Origin of the sequence: Streptomyces sp. 142MFCol3.1 (assembly GCF_000424945.1) — a bacterium.
Lineage (GTDB): Bacteria > Actinomycetota > Actinomycetes > Streptomycetales > Streptomycetaceae > Streptomyces > Streptomyces siamensis.
The window spans coordinates 92,636-106,822 of sequence record NZ_AUKV01000030.1; the positions used below are offsets into that span (position 1 = coordinate 92,636).

Annotated in this window: 13 protein-coding genes and 2 pseudogenes; 6 read left to right on the forward strand and 9 right to left on the reverse strand. The window is 70.7% G+C overall.

What is annotated here, in order from left to right:
• Positions 1–4: 4 nt before the first annotated feature.
• Both H305_RS47870 and H305_RS47875 read right to left on the reverse strand, forming a co-directional pair.
• Entirely contained in the window at positions 5–2,137 is a 2,133-nt protein-coding gene (locus H305_RS47870) for a SpoIIE family protein phosphatase (RefSeq protein WP_037766236.1), read from the reverse strand.
• 5 nt (positions 2,138–2,142) lie between these two features.
• Positions 2,143–2,424, reverse strand: coding sequence for a hypothetical protein (locus H305_RS47875; protein ID WP_037766204.1), 282 nt, complete (start codon positions 2,422–2,424; stop codon positions 2,143–2,145).
• 1,395 nt (positions 2,425–3,819) lie between these two features.
• Here H305_RS47875 and H305_RS0134440 point away from each other — a divergent pair.
• The 3 genes and pseudogenes from H305_RS0134440 to H305_RS51420 form a co-directional block, all read left to right on the forward strand.
• On the forward strand, positions 3,820–4,095 hold the full coding sequence (locus tag H305_RS0134440) for a hypothetical protein (protein WP_028804463.1): 276 nt from the start codon (positions 3,820–3,822) through the stop codon (positions 4,093–4,095).
• Positions 4,095–4,493, forward strand: a complete 399-nt coding sequence (locus H305_RS0134445; RefSeq protein WP_028804464.1) for a hypothetical protein — start codon at positions 4,095–4,097, stop codon at positions 4,491–4,493. Before H305_RS0134440 ends, H305_RS0134445 begins: the two co-directional genes overlap by 1 nt.
• Before the next feature lie 390 nt (positions 4,494–4,883).
• Positions 4,884–5,084: pseudogene (locus tag H305_RS51420) on the forward strand (IS256 family transposase); the annotation flags it as partial.
• Between the two features lie 183 nt (positions 5,085–5,267).
• Here the strand turns inward: H305_RS51420 and H305_RS47880 are convergent.
• Both H305_RS47880 and H305_RS0134460 read right to left on the reverse strand, forming a co-directional pair.
• Positions 5,268–5,936 (reverse strand): hypothetical protein, encoded by a 669-nt coding sequence (locus H305_RS47880; protein WP_051371264.1) that lies wholly within the window; start codon positions 5,934–5,936, stop codon positions 5,268–5,270.
• Between the two features lie 21 nt (positions 5,937–5,957).
• Positions 5,958–6,656, reverse strand: a complete 699-nt coding sequence (locus H305_RS0134460) for a YqjF family protein (protein ID WP_037766207.1) — start codon at positions 6,654–6,656, stop codon at positions 5,958–5,960.
• A gap of 249 nt (positions 6,657–6,905) precedes the next feature.
• On the opposite strand from H305_RS0134460, the gene H305_RS47885 reads away from it, so the two are divergent.
• Positions 6,906–7,190 carry a Tn3 family transposase gene (locus tag H305_RS47885; RefSeq protein ID WP_158690631.1) on the forward strand — a complete coding sequence of 95 codons (285 nt, stop codon included), beginning with the start codon at positions 6,906–6,908 and terminating at the stop codon, positions 7,188–7,190.
• 94 nt (positions 7,191–7,284) lie between these two features.
• Here H305_RS47885 and H305_RS0134470 read toward each other — a convergent pair whose 3' ends face one another.
• The gene (locus H305_RS0134470) at positions 7,285–7,920 is read right to left on the reverse strand and encodes an NADPH-dependent F420 reductase (RefSeq protein WP_028804466.1); all 636 of its coding nucleotides are present in this window, start codon (positions 7,918–7,920) and stop codon (positions 7,285–7,287) included.
• 33 nt (positions 7,921–7,953) lie between these two features.
• A pseudogene (locus H305_RS47890) lies at positions 7,954–8,655 on the reverse strand (SDR family NAD(P)-dependent oxidoreductase); the annotation flags it as partial.
• An 86-nt stretch (positions 8,656–8,741) separates the two neighbouring features.
• On the opposite strand from H305_RS47890, the gene H305_RS55255 reads away from it, so the two are divergent.
• On the forward strand, positions 8,742–9,509 hold the full coding sequence (locus tag H305_RS55255; RefSeq protein WP_234021356.1) for a TetR/AcrR family transcriptional regulator: 768 nt from the start codon (positions 8,742–8,744) through the stop codon (positions 9,507–9,509).
• 27 nt (positions 9,510–9,536) lie between these two features.
• On the opposite strand, the gene H305_RS0134480 is transcribed toward H305_RS55255, so the two are convergent.
• Both H305_RS0134480 and H305_RS0134485 read right to left on the reverse strand, forming a co-directional pair.
• Positions 9,537–11,090: an alpha/beta hydrolase gene (locus H305_RS0134480; RefSeq protein ID WP_028804467.1), complete on the reverse strand. Its 1,554-nt coding sequence runs from the start codon at positions 11,088–11,090 to the stop codon at positions 9,537–9,539.
• Between the two features lie 667 nt (positions 11,091–11,757).
• Positions 11,758–12,606 carry a LysR family transcriptional regulator gene (locus H305_RS0134485; protein ID WP_028804468.1) on the reverse strand — a complete coding sequence of 283 codons (849 nt, stop codon included), beginning with the start codon at positions 12,604–12,606 and terminating at the stop codon, positions 11,758–11,760.
• Positions 12,607–12,710: 104 nt separating this feature from the next.
• Here H305_RS0134485 and H305_RS0134490 point away from each other — a divergent pair, with 104 nt between their 5' ends.
• Positions 12,711–13,454 (forward strand): SDR family oxidoreductase, encoded by a 744-nt coding sequence (locus H305_RS0134490; protein ID WP_037766211.1) that lies wholly within the window; start codon positions 12,711–12,713, stop codon positions 13,452–13,454.
• Positions 13,455–13,939: 485 nt separating this feature from the next.
• Here H305_RS0134490 and H305_RS51430 read toward each other — a convergent pair.
• The coding region (locus tag H305_RS51430; protein WP_158690632.1) for a zinc ribbon domain-containing protein at positions 13,940–14,187 on the reverse strand (248 nt) is incomplete at its 5' end.

Consider the following 14,187-nt stretch of genomic DNA (forward strand, 5'->3'; position numbering starts at 1 on the left):
GCCGTCAGCCGCTGTGGGGTTTCGGGCGGATGAGCAGGAGGGCGATGTCGTCGTGGCGGGGGGCGTCTCGTGTGGCGTGGTGGATGAGGGTGTCGGCGAGGTGGTTCAGGTCCTGGTCCCGGGCGTGGACGAGGTGCTGGGCAAGGGCGTGGGTGGTGTCGTCGATGTCGGTGCCGGGGGTTTCCACGAGTCCGTCGGTGTACAGGGCGAGGACTGTGCCCGGGGGGAGGGGGATCTCGGTGGTGGTGTAGTCGGCGTCGGGGTCGATGCCGAGCAGCAGGCCGGGCGGCAGGCGCAGGACTTCGGCGTACCCGTCGGGATGGGCGAGCAAGGGCGGGGGGTGTCCGGCGTTGGCCAGCCGGGCGCGGTGGCGGGCCACATCGAGGTGGGCGATCAGACAGCTGGTGAACAGCCCAGGGTCGAGGTCGGTCAGGAGACGGTTGGTGCGGGCCAGGACATCGCCGGGGGATATTCCGGCAGTGGCGTAGGCGTGGACGGCGATGCGGACCTGCCCCATGAGGGCGGCGGCGGTGGAGTCGTGGCCCTGGACATCGCCGATCGCCGCAACGGCGCTGGTCTCGTCACAGCGGATGAGGTCGTAGAAGTCGCCGCCGATGTCCATGCCGCGCCCGGCGGGGAGATAGCGGGCGGCAACCTCCAGCCCCTGGATGCGGGGCAGGGCCTGGGGCAGCAGGCCGGTCTGCAGAGTGCGGGCGAGGGCGTGTTTGGCGTCGTAGAGGCGGGCACGGTCCAGGGCCTGGGCGATCAGTCCGGCAAGAGAGGTGAGGATGGCGCGTTCTGCCGGGGGGAAGGGGCGGGGCTGGTCGTAGGAGAGGACGAGAGAGCCGATGGGACGCCCGGAGACGGTCAGAGGCAGAAAGCCCCAGGCGTTGGTCTTCTCGTAGCGGGGGCCCTCGGGATAGGCACGCTGGAAGTCGTCGAGGGTGGGGAAGAAGGCGGCGTCGCCGGTGGTCAGGACATGCGCGACGGCGGTTGCGGAGGTCAGAGAGGTGCCGTCGAAGCGGCGGACGAAGTCGGTGCGGTAGCCGCGGTGGCCGACGATGTGTAGACGGCCTTCCTCCTGGGTCATCAGGATCAGGCGCTGGGGGCCGAAGGCGGGAACGATCTGGTCGGCGACCCGTTCGGCCACGTCGCGCACGCCCGTGGCTTCGGCGAGAGCGGCGGCCAGGTGTGTCAGGAGGTACAGGGCCGTCGCGCTCACCGGTGCGTCCGGAGAGCGCAGCTGCTGTCCCGGGCCGGTGGTGGCCGGCTGCGCGGCGGGGGTGATGAAGATGCTGATGCCGCTGCCGTCGGGGTAGAGCTGGAAGAGCAGCGGCGTGTTCGGGGGGCGCACGGCGGTGAAGGACGTGGGCTGGCGGGAGATCAGCGCTGCCCGGTAGCCCTCCTCGAAGAGCGGGTGGTGCAGCCACAGCAGCACCTCCCACGGGCGTTTGCCCACCAGGCGGGCGGCGCCGGCGTCCATCAGGCTGGCGGCGGCGGCGTTGATGAAGGTGAGCCGGCCCTCGAGGTCGAGGGCGCAGCAGCCCACCGGAAGGCGTTCGGTGAAGCAGAGCGCGGCCCTGGCTTCGGCGGGGTCGGCCTCTGCAAGCTGCGGGGCAAGAACCCGAGGCTCCTCAGGGGCTCTCAGCGGACGGCCGTGCTGCGCGGCCTGCTCGAAAAGGTCCGCCGCACGCTGGCAGCAGGTGGTGACCGCCTGGCGTTCATCCTTGCTGAGCTGCGGCGGGTGCCAGATGGGCCACAGCAACACGATGCCGCCCCACACCATGGCGCCGCTGGTGAGGGGGGCCGCGGCGAGCATGAAGTCGTACGGCAGCACGATCCCGAGCCGGGGATAGCGGCGCGCCAGCTCCTCCTGGCTGCCCAGCCACACCAGACGCCGCTGCCGCATCGCATCCAGCACCGGGATCGGAGCATCCACGGGAATGCGGGCCCACGGCGCGGCAATCTGCTGGGAGACACCCGACAGCAACGCCAGCCGCAGCACTTGCTCTCCGGGCTGCAGCAAAAACACCAGGGCAGCCGACGCATCGGTCTCCCGCACCACGTCGGCCACGACAGAATCCAGGCGCTCCGCGGCGAAACCGGATTCGAGGCCGGGGTCGGCAGGCTGCCGCATGGCGTTCACCCGGACCTGGCGACCGGCGCAGTGCTCCCACGGGTGCGCCCGAAACGGCTGCGGGCCGCCTCGGCGCTGATGCCCAGCCCCGCACCGATCTGCGCCCAGCTGGCCCCCGCCTGCCGGTCCGCCCGCACCGCCGCCCTGACCAGCTGCCCGGCCAGGTCCGGCACGCGTGCCACTGCCGCGCTGTGCCACTGCGTGCACGGCCCCGGCGGCGGCAGCTCATGAGCCCGCTGGGCGAGGGTCTGCACCTGACAGATCAGGTCCTCACCGGCCGCGGCCATCCCTTCCCGGGCTCTGGCCGCCTGCCTCCAGCGGCGGCGTGCACGCCAGGCCGCCTGCCGGTGCGCCGGCCGACAGTACCGGCGGCCACCCACCGCCGCCCCCTGGATCCGGGCCCCGCACCAGCCACACTGCACGTCACCCATATGCGGACAATACGCCCGTTCCGCCGAGACGGCCTCATCCACGTGACTGACGGGGCCACCGCTCAGCGGCCGGCCAGTCCTCCGCGGTGGAGGACCGGCGAGGACGGGCGGCTTCGGGCGACATGCCGCCCTCTGGGCCGCCCCGCGCGGGGTCAGACGGCTCCGTCGAAGGACCGGCATCTCCTTTGACCCGCACTGGTACCGCCACACCTACGCCACCAGACTGCTGTGAGGCGGCACCCCGGTCGAGGTTGTCAGCAAAACGCTGGGACACGTCAGCCTGACCACTACGACCGAGACATACGGACACCTCACCGCCGAGGACGCTCGGAAGGCGCTGGAGGCCGTCGGCTGGTTCGACGGAACGGAGGTGCGGCTGTGAGCGAGACCTCGCACATGCCTGCCGACCCGGGAAAGGCGGGGCCCGAACGCGCCAGGCTTCAGCTGCATACAGGGCAACGCGTCGAGGAACCCACTGCGCGAAACGTCTGGGACATCGAGTACGACCGGGAGGTCTGGCGGCTCCGCGAGCTGGGGATCAAGGCCAAGATCGCCCACATCCTCTTCGACCGGATCCCACAGCCCTGGCTGAAAGATCTGGCAAAGCGGTGGGCCCGGTGGCGGCTCAGCACAGGGCTCGGCGCGGAGTCGGCACCTCCGGCACACGAGCCATTACCCACTTCGCGCAGTTCCTCGCATCGCCTGCGGTTCGCGTCGTCCGCCTTGATCATGTGGATCGGCCGTTGTTGGAGAGGTATCTGGCCCATCTGCACGCCGACTATGCGGGCCGAGCGGTGCACCGGAACTTCATCGGACAGCTCAATCTCTTCTTCCTGGCCATCCGTCAGCACCGCTGGGACGACGCCTTGCCCTCAAGCACTGTGTTCTTCCCCGAGGACCTTCCCCGATACGACGAGCGGCTGCCCCGGGGCCCTGAGCGAACCAGTGATGACGCAGTTGGAGCAGCCCTCGAACCTGGACCGGTGGAAGACCCCGGCCTCCCGGCTGGTCACGCTCATCCTGATGCGGCGGCCTGAGGATCACCGACACGGTGCGGCTGCCGCACGACTGCATCGTCCACGACGCCGACAGCCCTACCTGCGCTATCTGAACAGATGAAACGTGAAGCGCTCGTCCCCATCGACGAAGAGCTTGAGCGCGAAATCCGAGATCGCGAGGCCTACCTGAGCATGCTGCTGTGCAGAACACGTTTCCTCTACCGAGAGTAGAGGAACGCGGTAGAGTCGGGATATGGCAGCAGACGAGACGAGCATCAAGGTGAGCACCGCCGCGCGGGATCGGCTTGCCCAGTTGGCGGCCGAGCACGGCACCACTATCCGTAGCCTGGTGGAGGGCCTCGCACAGGGCACGCCGACGCAGGCCGAGTACGCCGAGCGTGCCGAGCTGGCTCGCGCCGAGCTCGCCTCGGCCCTCGGCAGCGCGCCGAGCCCCGAGGCGGAGGCGAAGGCCCGGGCTCTGCTGGAGCGCCTGAGTGCCGCCTCGCACGGTCCGCGGGCGGCCGCGTAGTGGCCGGGATCGCCGTTGTCCTGGACCACACGACCGCCACGGCGCTGTACGACCCGAAGGACCCGTTCAACGAGGCGGTCGCTGCGTTCTACGTCCAGGCCTCCGGCGGACTCGGCGAGCTGTATGCGCCGGTGCTGTCGCTGACGGCCGGCGACGCCGAACGACCCGGCCTGCTCGCCTATATCAAAGGGCTGCGGTTCATCCGGATCGAGGCGTTCGACACCGACGCTGCGGTCACCGCCACCGAACTGCTGCGCTTCGGGCATTCCTGGGCCGCCGTCCACGCCATCCACGCCGCCCGTCCCTCCGCAGCCCACCCCAGCGGGCGGTACCTGCTCACCCTGAACCCCAAGGCGTACGCGGGAACCGGCGTCCAGGCCGTCCACCCTGACCAGTAGCCGTCAGCAGCCGCGGCAGCAGAAGACGTTCGCCTCCCGCCTGTCCTGCCGTCACGATCGTCGCTTTGCCCCGGGCCCGGCTCGCCGCAGCCTGACGCCCGTGAAGGTCCGACACTGCTAGGCCGGGAGCGTCACCGCTCGCGCAAGCGGTCGCTTTCTGTGCCGATGTGCCGGGCCGCAGGCCGAGACGTCTTCTGAAGGAACTGTGCAGTTCACTGTCCTGCCCAGCCACGGGCGACCTGTCTCCCCCGTGCCGGGGCAGGCCTTGGAGCAATGCTCGGAACCTGTGGATCGATGCCGGGAGGAACGCGGAGGGCGTACCTTCCCGATGATCCCTTGAAGGCCGCCGAGTAGGCCCGCGTTCGCAGCGCGGGTCGGGAAGGCACGCCCGTGCTGAGCGTAGTGAACGCGGACGGCAGTATCGCGTCCGGCTCCCTGATCGACGAGATCGTCCGCGAGGGCCCCCGCCGCATGCTGGCCGCCGCGCTGGAGGCGGAAGTCAACCAGTACATAGCCGAGTTGGCTGCCGAGACCGACGAGCACGGACGGCGCCTGGTCGTACGCAACGGCCACCACCGGCCCCGGACAGTCAGGCCGCCCGTCGTCATCTGCAGCCAGACGTCGGTCTTCGGGCCGAACACCCACTCGAAGCGGCGCAGATGCAGCAGCGGCCACAGCCCGCCCACGACGTTGAACGCGCCGTGCGCCACCGCGACCGTGTCCGCCAGCTCCGGCACTCTGGTTTGGTCATGGGCCGTCCCTCCGGCTCCGTTCTCAGGTGTCGGCCGGCCTGGCAGGAAACGACGGCCACTCGCGCAGCTCCACCGTCGTCGTGACCCGCGTGAGGGTGGGTTTACGCGGCACCGAACCGAACCCGAAGCGCACAGGCGGATCGACGGGCGCCATCGCACCGAGGTCATGGCCCTCGAAGACCGCCGAGATCGCGCGGACCGGCCGTAGATCCCGTACGCCGTACCACTCGCGGCGGCCCGCACCCGCGCTGCCGCGGGTCCGCACGTGCGCCGGCAGCAGGCGGGCGGGCCAGTTGGTCAATGCAGCCCATGCCGGGCGGGCGGCGAGTACACCGGGCACGGCCCGTAGCAAGAGCCCCGCTACGCCCCGGCGGCCGACGGTGAAGCACAGGCCGAGTGGGCCGGCGGTGACCGTCCAGGTGCCGTCCGCGACGCGGACATCGACCGGCACGACGCACACCGTGTCGAAGTGGTAGGTGCCGCGCACGAAGTCCGCCGTACGGCCTGAGGGGGCCAGCAGCAGCCGCTCCCCGTCGGCCCGCTCGATCATCACGTCGCTGAACGGCCCGAACGGCGACCGGTTCCAGTGCCCCAGCACGAGGCGCGTCCCGGACGAAGTGCCGATGCCCGCGATCCAGCCGTCGAATCGCAGCCGCGGGCACAGACCGGCAGGGAGGTGCCTTCGGCTCATTGCCCTGCTCCCGACCGGAGGTCAGGAAGATCCCGGCCTCGGGACACTGGGCCTGGTGGGCCCAAGCCGCACATGCCTGACTCCTTCTGAGAAATGCACCACGAGCTCGGCCGTGGGCGCGGGAAGGCCCGCAGCGGTGGTCAGCGTCTCCTCGAGTACGTCGACGACGGCGTCCCTCAACGGCCAGGGCTCATGCTCGACCGGCGTCTCCCAGAGCATGCCGAGCCGCCGTGTGTACGCCCGCCAACGCGAGGTCAGCCACACGTCCCGCTCAGTGGGCGTGATCGGGTCGCCGGGCCGGACGATCAGGCGGTAGGAGGCGTCGCCACCCCGTCTGGACCCGGTGTACGAAACGACGTCCCCGGCCACGGAGACGCTCAGCGTTCCCGGGTTGTACGGGGCGCCGACGGCCCGGGCCGCCAGCATCAGCGGGCAGGCCACCTCGATGGACAGAAACCACAGCCCTTCCCGCCCGTCCCGATGCCGGACGTAGGTCCGCAGGTTGGTTTCCGCGAAGGTCGAAAGCCCGGGCACCAAAACAGGCACACCGGGAAGGCGCACATCCACCATCATGAAGGGGGTGAGGCCCACCCGCGCGGCACCGTCATACTCGTCCACCACCAGTTCCCCGGGCAGCAGCGCCTGGACCTCGTCCGGCGGGAAGGCCCAGTGCACGAACGTCTGTCTCAGCCAGCCGGCCCGCAGCGCCGGAATGCGCACCCGCTGCTCCGCTCCATATGCGACCACACACGGCGAGTTCCCCCGCCTTGATCGGCGAAAACTGCAAGCGGGCGCTGGCCGGTGGCCTTGGTGAACTTCACCGTATCGGTGGCGGACAGGTTCGCTGCCGACCCGTCCTTGGCTTCGGCGGCCGGGACGTGATGGCTCAGGGGTATGGCCGCTCGGAGCCTGTGCCGATTGCGGCTGACGTCGCGTTGCTGCTGTGACATGCCTGTCGGGTGCCATGCCTTGGCAGCGTTGCTTGGCCGGTTCTACGGCCGCGAGAGCGTCCTCACCGGCGCCGACCGCGAGCACGCCGAGGTCTCCCTGCTCGTACTCCATCTCCTGCAATTAAGCCTGATCCTGATCAACACTCAGCTTCTCCAGGCGGTCTTCCGCGACCCGCAGTGGACCAGTCGGGAAGCGCACCGCCGCAGACCGGCGCGGGCCGTCCCCGCGGTTCTGGTCCCACGCCAACCCGTACGGGAGTTTCACATCGATATGGACAGCAGGCTCGACATCACCAGGAGGTAGGCCTACCTCGGATGGCCTGGGTGCCGCTTACTGCCCGTCGCCGTGATGCGGCGGCGGCCACTTCCGCGGCGGGCGCTGTCCTTTCAGTAATCCGTCAACCGTTTGCTCTGACGGGAAGTTCGGTGATGCTGAGGGCGAAGTCCAAGTTCCCCACCCCGTGGTTGGCGAGGCCCACCGTGACCACGCCCGCTCCTTCCAGCCAGTGCGCCATTTTCAGGCCGCCGACGTCCAGCGGGCGCAGCCCAAGGGTCTCGATGAACGCCTCCACACGTGCCTTGGCCTGCGCATTGTCGCCGGCGATGAAGACGTCGGGCCGCCCCTTCTCCAGGACATGGCGGAAGACGGTGTTGAACGCCTTCACCACGCTGGCGCTGGCCGGGGCCGCCTTGGCGACTTCCTGCGCGATCGAGGTCTCCTCGCGGTGGGCCAGCCCGTCGAACGCGGAATTGAAGGGATTGCTGATGTCGACGATGACCTTGCCCGCGAGAGCGTCTCCGTACTGGGCGACGGCCGGCACGACACCGTTGTACAACAGGGCCACGATGACGATGTCCCCGGCCGGGGCGGTGCCCCATTCTCCCGTCGTGGTGCCGCCGCCGAGAGCCTTGGCCAGGTCAGCGGCCTTGGACTGATCGCGGCCCATGACCTCGACGGTGTTGTCGCCCGCTATCGCCCGCGCGCCGATGGTGCGGGCCATGTTCCCGGTGCCGATGACGCTGATGCTGCTCATGAGATGTCCTGCCCTGGGTGTGGGTTGTTCGGGTCAGATGGCGGTGGTACCGCCGTCGGCGACGAGTTCCATGCCGTTGACGTAGCTGGAGTCGTCGGAGGCAAGGAAGAGGGCGGCGGTGGCGATCTCGTCGGGGCGGCCCATCTGGCCGCGGGGGATGAGGGACTCGAACTGGCGCTTGGTGACCTCGTCGAAGAGTTCTTCCTGCTTGGCGGTGGCGACCTGGCCGGGTGTCAGGACGTTGACGCGGATGCGGCGGTCCTTGAGCTCGTTGAGCCAGATGCGGGCCCAGGCCTGCTGGACGGCCTTGCTGCCGGCGTAGACGCTCCAGCCGGGGAAGGCGCCGAGGGAGGCGTTGGAGCCGGTCATGAGGATGGAGCCGCCGTCGTTGAGGAGCGGGAGGGCCTTTTGGACGGTGAACAGAGTGCCGCGGGCGTTGAGCCCGAACCAGGTGTCGAACTGGGCCTCGGTGATCTCGCCGAGCGGGGCGGGCTCGCCCCCGCCTGCGCTGGCCCACAGCACGTCGAGGCTGCCCTTCTCCCGCTTGACGGTGTCGTACAGGCGGTCCAGGTCGTCCAGGTTCGCGGCGTCACCCTGGACGCCGGTGACGTTGCGGCCGATCTGCTTCACGGCCTCATCCAGGGCGTCCTGGCGGCGGCCGGTGATGAAGACGTGCGCTCCCTCGTCGACGAACAGCTTCGCGCCGGCCAGCGCCATGCCGGTGGTGGCGCCGGTGTCGCCGCCGCGGCCGGGGCGCCCGCGAGCGCATCCTCAGCGCGTCCCAGCAGCTGTTCCGCGAACAGGGCATCAACCGCACCGGCATGGACCAGCTCTGCGCAGCGGCCGAGGTGTCCAAGCGCACGGCCTACCAGCACTTCGCCGGCAAGGACGAACTCGTCGCCGAGTACCTGCGCCAGTTCGACCCCTCCGTTCTGCCTGGCGTGTTCGACCGCACCGACCTCACGCCCCGCGAACGGCTCCTCGCCGCCTTCGACATCCCCCCACCACCCCCCTGTGCCCCTACATCGGTGCCGCCGTCGAACTCCACGACCCCCAGCACCCCGCATCCCAGTACGCACGCGACTACAAAAAAGCCGTCGCCGCCCGGCTCGCCGACACCGCCCGCGAAGCCGGCGCCGCCGACCCTGAACAACTCGGCGAGCAGCTCGCGCTGCTCATCGACGGCGCCGCGGCCCGCACCCGGGTCCTCAACGCCGACGCCTTCCCCACCGCCGCCGCCATCGCCGCCGCCCTCATCGACAACGCCATCCCCGCCACAGCCGGCGAAGACCCGCGACGGGAGGAAGTGCCAAGCTGACTTGGCACTCCGCGACCGGGCTGGACGCGCTGCCCCTCGCGCGGCTGCACCCGCCGGTACGCGACACCAGCCACCCGGCACCTGGCCCGGACCTGCCGGCTTTTACGAACCTGGCCGCCCGCCTGCTGAAGCCGCGGCAGAAGGCCGGGGAGATCGGCAACCCCGAGGACCCGCCGACGTGGTCGGCCTGGCAGCTGTCGACCCTGCCCGTAGCAGCCGTAGACCACACCCGACGAGCACCGGGGCCCCTGCGAGCGCACCGGTGTGCTGACGGCCGCCCGGCGGATCCGTACGAGCCTCAGGACATGCTGCCCCGGCACACCGTCCCCGGGGCCGGGGTGCGGCCCGTGCTGAGGTAGCGGTCCACCGCCTTGGTGACGCAGCGATTCTGCGGATATGTGCCGTGGCCCTCCTCCTGGGCCGTCAGGAGGACGCCGACGCCGTCGCCCAGGGCGCGTGCCATGCGGCGGGCGCCCACATAGGGGGTGGTCGGGTCGCCGGTGCCGCCGACCACCAGGACGGGGGCCGCGCCGTCGGCGTTCACCTGGAGCGTGGCGCGCTCGCCGTCGAAGGGCCAGTCGTAGCAGAGGTAGACGCCGGTGGACCAGGCCGCGCCGAAGACGGGTGAGGCGGCTTTGATGCGAGCCTCGTCCCGGTCGAGGCGTTCGAAGCCGGGGCGCAGGCTGGAGTCCGCGCAGGTGATCGCGGTCTGGGCAGCGCGGCTGTTGTCGGGCGGGGTCGCCGCGCGGTCGGCGGAGCCGATGTCGTCCGCGCCCTTGCTCAGCAAACGGCCGTCGTTGTGGTCGATCAGCGCGGTGAGGGCCTTGGCGAGCGGCGCCCAGCCGTCCGTGCCGAGGTCGAGATGGTCGCTGACGGCGTACGCGAGGTCGTCGGCGTCGAGGTTTCTTCCGGCGCCTGCCGGGGCGGGTTTCTTCTCCAGGCGGTCGGCCAGGCGCGTCATGCGCCGCGCGGCCTCCTGGGGCCCTTCGCCGGTCGGGCAGTGGCGGATGCGGGCCGCGCAGTGTGCGGCGAACCGGTCGAACGCCGCCTGGACCGCCTTGACTTGCGAGATCTGCTTCTCGGCGAGGTCCTCGGTCGGGTCGACGGACGCTTCGAGGACGAGCCGTCCGACGTGCGAGGGGTACAGGTGTGCGTAGATGGCGCCGAGCGCCGTTCCGTACGAGACGCCGAAGTAGTGCAGCCGCTCGTCGCCGAGGAGGTAGCGCATCAGGTCGAGGTCGCGCGCGGTGTGCGAGGTGCCGACGTACGGCAGGAGCGCCCCGGAGTGCTCGGCGCAGGCGTCGGCGCCGTCGTAGCCGGTGTCACCCGCGGTCTTCCCGCATCGCACGGGGATGGTCGCGCCGACGCCGCGAGGGTCGAAGGAGACCAGGTCGTAGCGGTCGAGGAGCGGCCTGTACTGGTTGAGGAAGTCGGGCAGTCCGCTCACGCCGGATATGCCGGGGCCGCCGAAGTTGAGGACGAGCGAGCCGATGCGCCGGGCGTTCGCACCGGTGGCCTTGCGGCGGATCAGGGCGACGTCGATCGTCTGGCCGTCCGGTTTCCGGTAGTCGAGGGGGGCCTTCATGGTGGCGCAGTCGTAGCCCGTGCGCGCGGTGGGCGGCGAGGTGCAGCGGGACCAGTCAAGGTGCTGGCCGGTGGTGAGCGCGGTGGGCAGATTGGCGGGCGGGTTGTGCGCGGTGAACTCCGTACGCGGCTCGGCACTTTGGCCGGGAGCGTCGTGCTGGAGCCAGGCGCAGACGGCCCCGATCGCGGCGAGGACGACCACGGCGATGATGCGCGCGCCGACCGAGAGGCCCGGTCCGCGGCTTCGTATCGGATGTGCGTCACTCATCGAAATCCCCGCGCTCTCGCCCCTGGACGCCCACCCCGGTGCCCGCATGCCCGTATCTGTGATCGCCGATCGTCGAATGCGTGCAGGATACAAGCCGCTTCGGACAGCACGGCCGGACGCCCGGCGTGCGATGTCCGGGGCGGCGCGGGGTGTTGCAGGTCGAGTGAGGAGCGGGATCCGTTCGCGCCGGCCCGGTTCATCTCGCTGCGGATCGACCCTGAAGGCGCGTACTGGCGCCGCGGTATCGAGGCCGCGACGAGAGACCGGCAGCACCGACCTGCGGGTGTTGTACGTGTTCACGGCCCCTGAGGAGTGGGGCGCCGCCTGCGGGTGTCCGCTGGGGCGGTGGCCGGCGGATGTTCGGCGCTCCTACGGCGCCAACACCCTTGGAGCCCGGCGCGTGGTGGAGCTTGAGGCGCTCGGGACGGTCTGGTCGGCCTGGAACACCGCATCGCCGCTCAAGGGCTCGTTGAGCGGAGGCGCGATAGGTGTCACCAAGGCAGGCCTGTTGTCACTTCGCGTCGGAGTCTGGCTGTGCCAGGGGTCTGGTTCCGGCAACGCCGGTGCAGGCCAGTCACCTTGTACCGCACGAGGTGTCGGGAGCTGATGGCAGACCGGACGCTGTCCCCGAAATCCATCACGGTGTCCCGGCGTTCACCGCCGTCGGTCACAGGGCAGTGGCCGCCCGGACCAGCCCCGCGACCGCCGTTGAGCGGCTGTGTGGGGGCCAGGCGATGACCGTGGTGACGTGGGGGGCGTCGGCAACCGGTACGGCGGTGAGGTCCTCGCGCAGGCCGGTGCGGCCCGACTCCGGCACGACCGCGCAGGCGCGGCCGAGGGCGATGAGCTGAGTGAGTTGCGTGTGGTCGCGCACCTGCGGTCCGGGGCCGTCCGGGAAGGTGCCGTCGGGGCGAGGCCAGCGGGGCAGGGGCAGGTCGGGAAGGTCGGTGACCTCGGCGAGCCGCACGTGGGGGCGGGCGCTGAGAGGGTGGCCCGCCGGGAGGATCGCGACCTGCCCCTCGGAGTGCAGGTCCTCGGTGTCGAAGCCGGCGGTGTCGTCGAATGGCCGATGCAGCAGGGCTACGTCGGCCCGGCCGTCGTGCAGCAACCGTGCCTGCTCGCCCGGCCCGCACAGCACGACGTCCACGGCGACGGTGCCGGGCTCGGCGGCGTAGGCGTCGAGGAGTTTCGCCAGCAGTTCACCGGAGGCGCCCGCCTTCGCGGCCAGGACCACGGCGGGGCGGCCGGTCGCCGCGAGGGCGGCCCGGCGGGTGCGCCGTTCGGCGGCCTCGACGGCGTCCAGCGCCGCGCGCGCCTCTCGCAGCAGGACCGCCCCTGCCCCGGTCAGGGCGACACCCCGGCTGCCGCGCTCCAGCAGGAGGGCGCCCAGGCGCCGTTCGAGCGCGCCGATCGCGCGCGACAGCGGGGGTTGGGCGATCCCGAGCCGCTGCGCGGCCCGGCCGAAGTGCAGCTCTTCGGCGACCGCGACGAAGTACCGCAGCTCACGTGTCTCCACACCGCCAGCCTAACCGGGACGGCCAGGAGCAATACCCGGGCGGTATCGCCGTCCACCCAGTCGGTCTTGGACGCCCTGCCCGGCGCGGGAGAAGTATCGATGTCATGAGTGAGACGAACACCGTGAACCACCACAAGGTCGCGCTGGTGACCGGGGCCAACAAGGGCATCGGGTACGAGATCGCCGCCGGGCTCGGCGCCCTCGGCTGGTCCGTCGGAATCGGCGCGCGGAACGAGGAGCGGCGCGAGGCCGCTGTGGATAAGCTGCGCGCGGCCGGAGCCGACGCGTTCGGCGTGCCGCTGGATGTGACCGACGACGCCAGCGTGACAGCGGCGGCTCGGCTGATGGAGGAGCGGGCCGGGCGGCTCGACGCGCTCGTCAACAATGCGGGGATCACCGGCGGCGGACCGCAGGAGCCCACCACGGTCGACGTGAACCGGGTACGGGCGGCCGTGGAGACCAACGTGATCGGCGTCATCCGCGTCACCAACGCCCTGCTCCCTCTGCTGCGCCGCTCGCCGTCGCCGCGGATTGTGAACGTCTCCAGCAGCGTCGGCTCCCTCACACTCCAGACCACGCCTGGCGCCGAGACGGGCCCCATCGCCATCGCGTACGCTCCGTCAAAGACATTCCTCAACGCCGTCACCGTGCAGTACGCCAAGGAACTGGCCGACACCCACATCCTGATCAACGCCGTCTGCCCCGGCTTCACGGCGACCGACCTCAACGGCTTCCGGGGAGTGCGCACCCCCCAGCAGGGCGCAGCCGCCGCGATCCGGCTGGCCACCGTATCGGCCGACGGGCCGACGGGCCGCTTCTTCGACGACGAGGGAGAGGTGCCCTGGTGACGCGCTTCCGGTTCGCGCCGCCCCGGCGAGATGGCGCATGCGCGTCCCCGTGACAGGCGCCGTCACGCTTTGTCGGTACGGCCGTCGAGCCCGAGCCGTCGGCGGACCACGAGGTGAGGGATCGAAAGGCACCGGGCGTCTGCGACAAGTAGCCTGCCTTCCAGGTGACAACCAGGCTGCTTCGGCCCGGCCCTTCTGCCAGCCTTTTCGGCTCCGCCGGTGACAACTATCGAGCCTCGGCACAGCTCGTACGGGGCAGAGAAGCCGACTGGCGGGTCATAGGCCGCACCGGGCCTACGCCCGCTCCGGGCGCCGTGTCCGCCGGCTGCGCACCTCGTTTCACAAGAGACCGCGTATACGGGCCCGAACCTGGTGCGCGCTCGCCGAGGATCTGCCTTCCGCTGCCCGGTCCAGGGTTCTCAGCCTTGACTTGCTCCTCGGGCTGATGCCCGAGGATTCTGGCCTTCTCGATCGTTGCTGTGCCGCTACGCGGCACGGGCTTGGGTCGGGAATCCGTGGCTTCCTGCTTCTTCGCGCTGTGCCGGGATCGCTCCTGGTCTTACCGGCGCTCCGCAGGCCGATACCGCCGGTCCGGCGGCCGTCTTCACGTTGATCGCGGCATTGTGGTCCCGGTCATGGACGCTGCCGCAGGCGGTACAGGTCCATGTCCGGACGCTGAGGGGTTTGCATCCGTCCTTGACGCCGCATGTCGAGCAGGTCTGGGAGGTCGGCT

Bases quoted from the DNA above. Each gene is read 5' to 3' on its own strand.
- H305_RS47870 (WP_037766236.1), bottom strand. From the start codon at position 2,137: ATGCGGCAGCCTGCCGACCCCGGCCTCGAATCCGGTTTCGCCGCGGAG.
- H305_RS47875 (WP_037766204.1), bottom strand. From the start codon at position 2,424: ATGGCCGCGGCCGGTGAGGACCTGATCTGTCAGGTGCAGACCCTCGCC.
- H305_RS0134440 (WP_028804463.1), top strand. From the start codon at position 3,820: ATGGCAGCAGACGAGACGAGCATCAAGGTGAGCACCGCCGCGCGGGAT.
- H305_RS47880 (WP_051371264.1), bottom strand. From the start codon at position 5,936: ATGAGCCGAAGGCACCTCCCTGCCGGTCTGTGCCCGCGGCTGCGATTC.
- H305_RS0134470 (WP_028804466.1), bottom strand. From the start codon at position 7,920: ATGAGCAGCATCAGCGTCATCGGCACCGGGAACATGGCCCGCACCATC.
- H305_RS55255 (WP_234021356.1), top strand. From the start codon at position 8,742: ATGGACCAGCTCTGCGCAGCGGCCGAGGTGTCCAAGCGCACGGCCTAC.
- H305_RS0134480 (WP_028804467.1), bottom strand. From the start codon at position 11,090: ATGAGTGACGCACATCCGATACGAAGCCGCGGACCGGGCCTCTCGGTC.
- H305_RS0134490 (WP_037766211.1), top strand. From the start codon at position 12,711: ATGAGTGAGACGAACACCGTGAACCACCACAAGGTCGCGCTGGTGACC.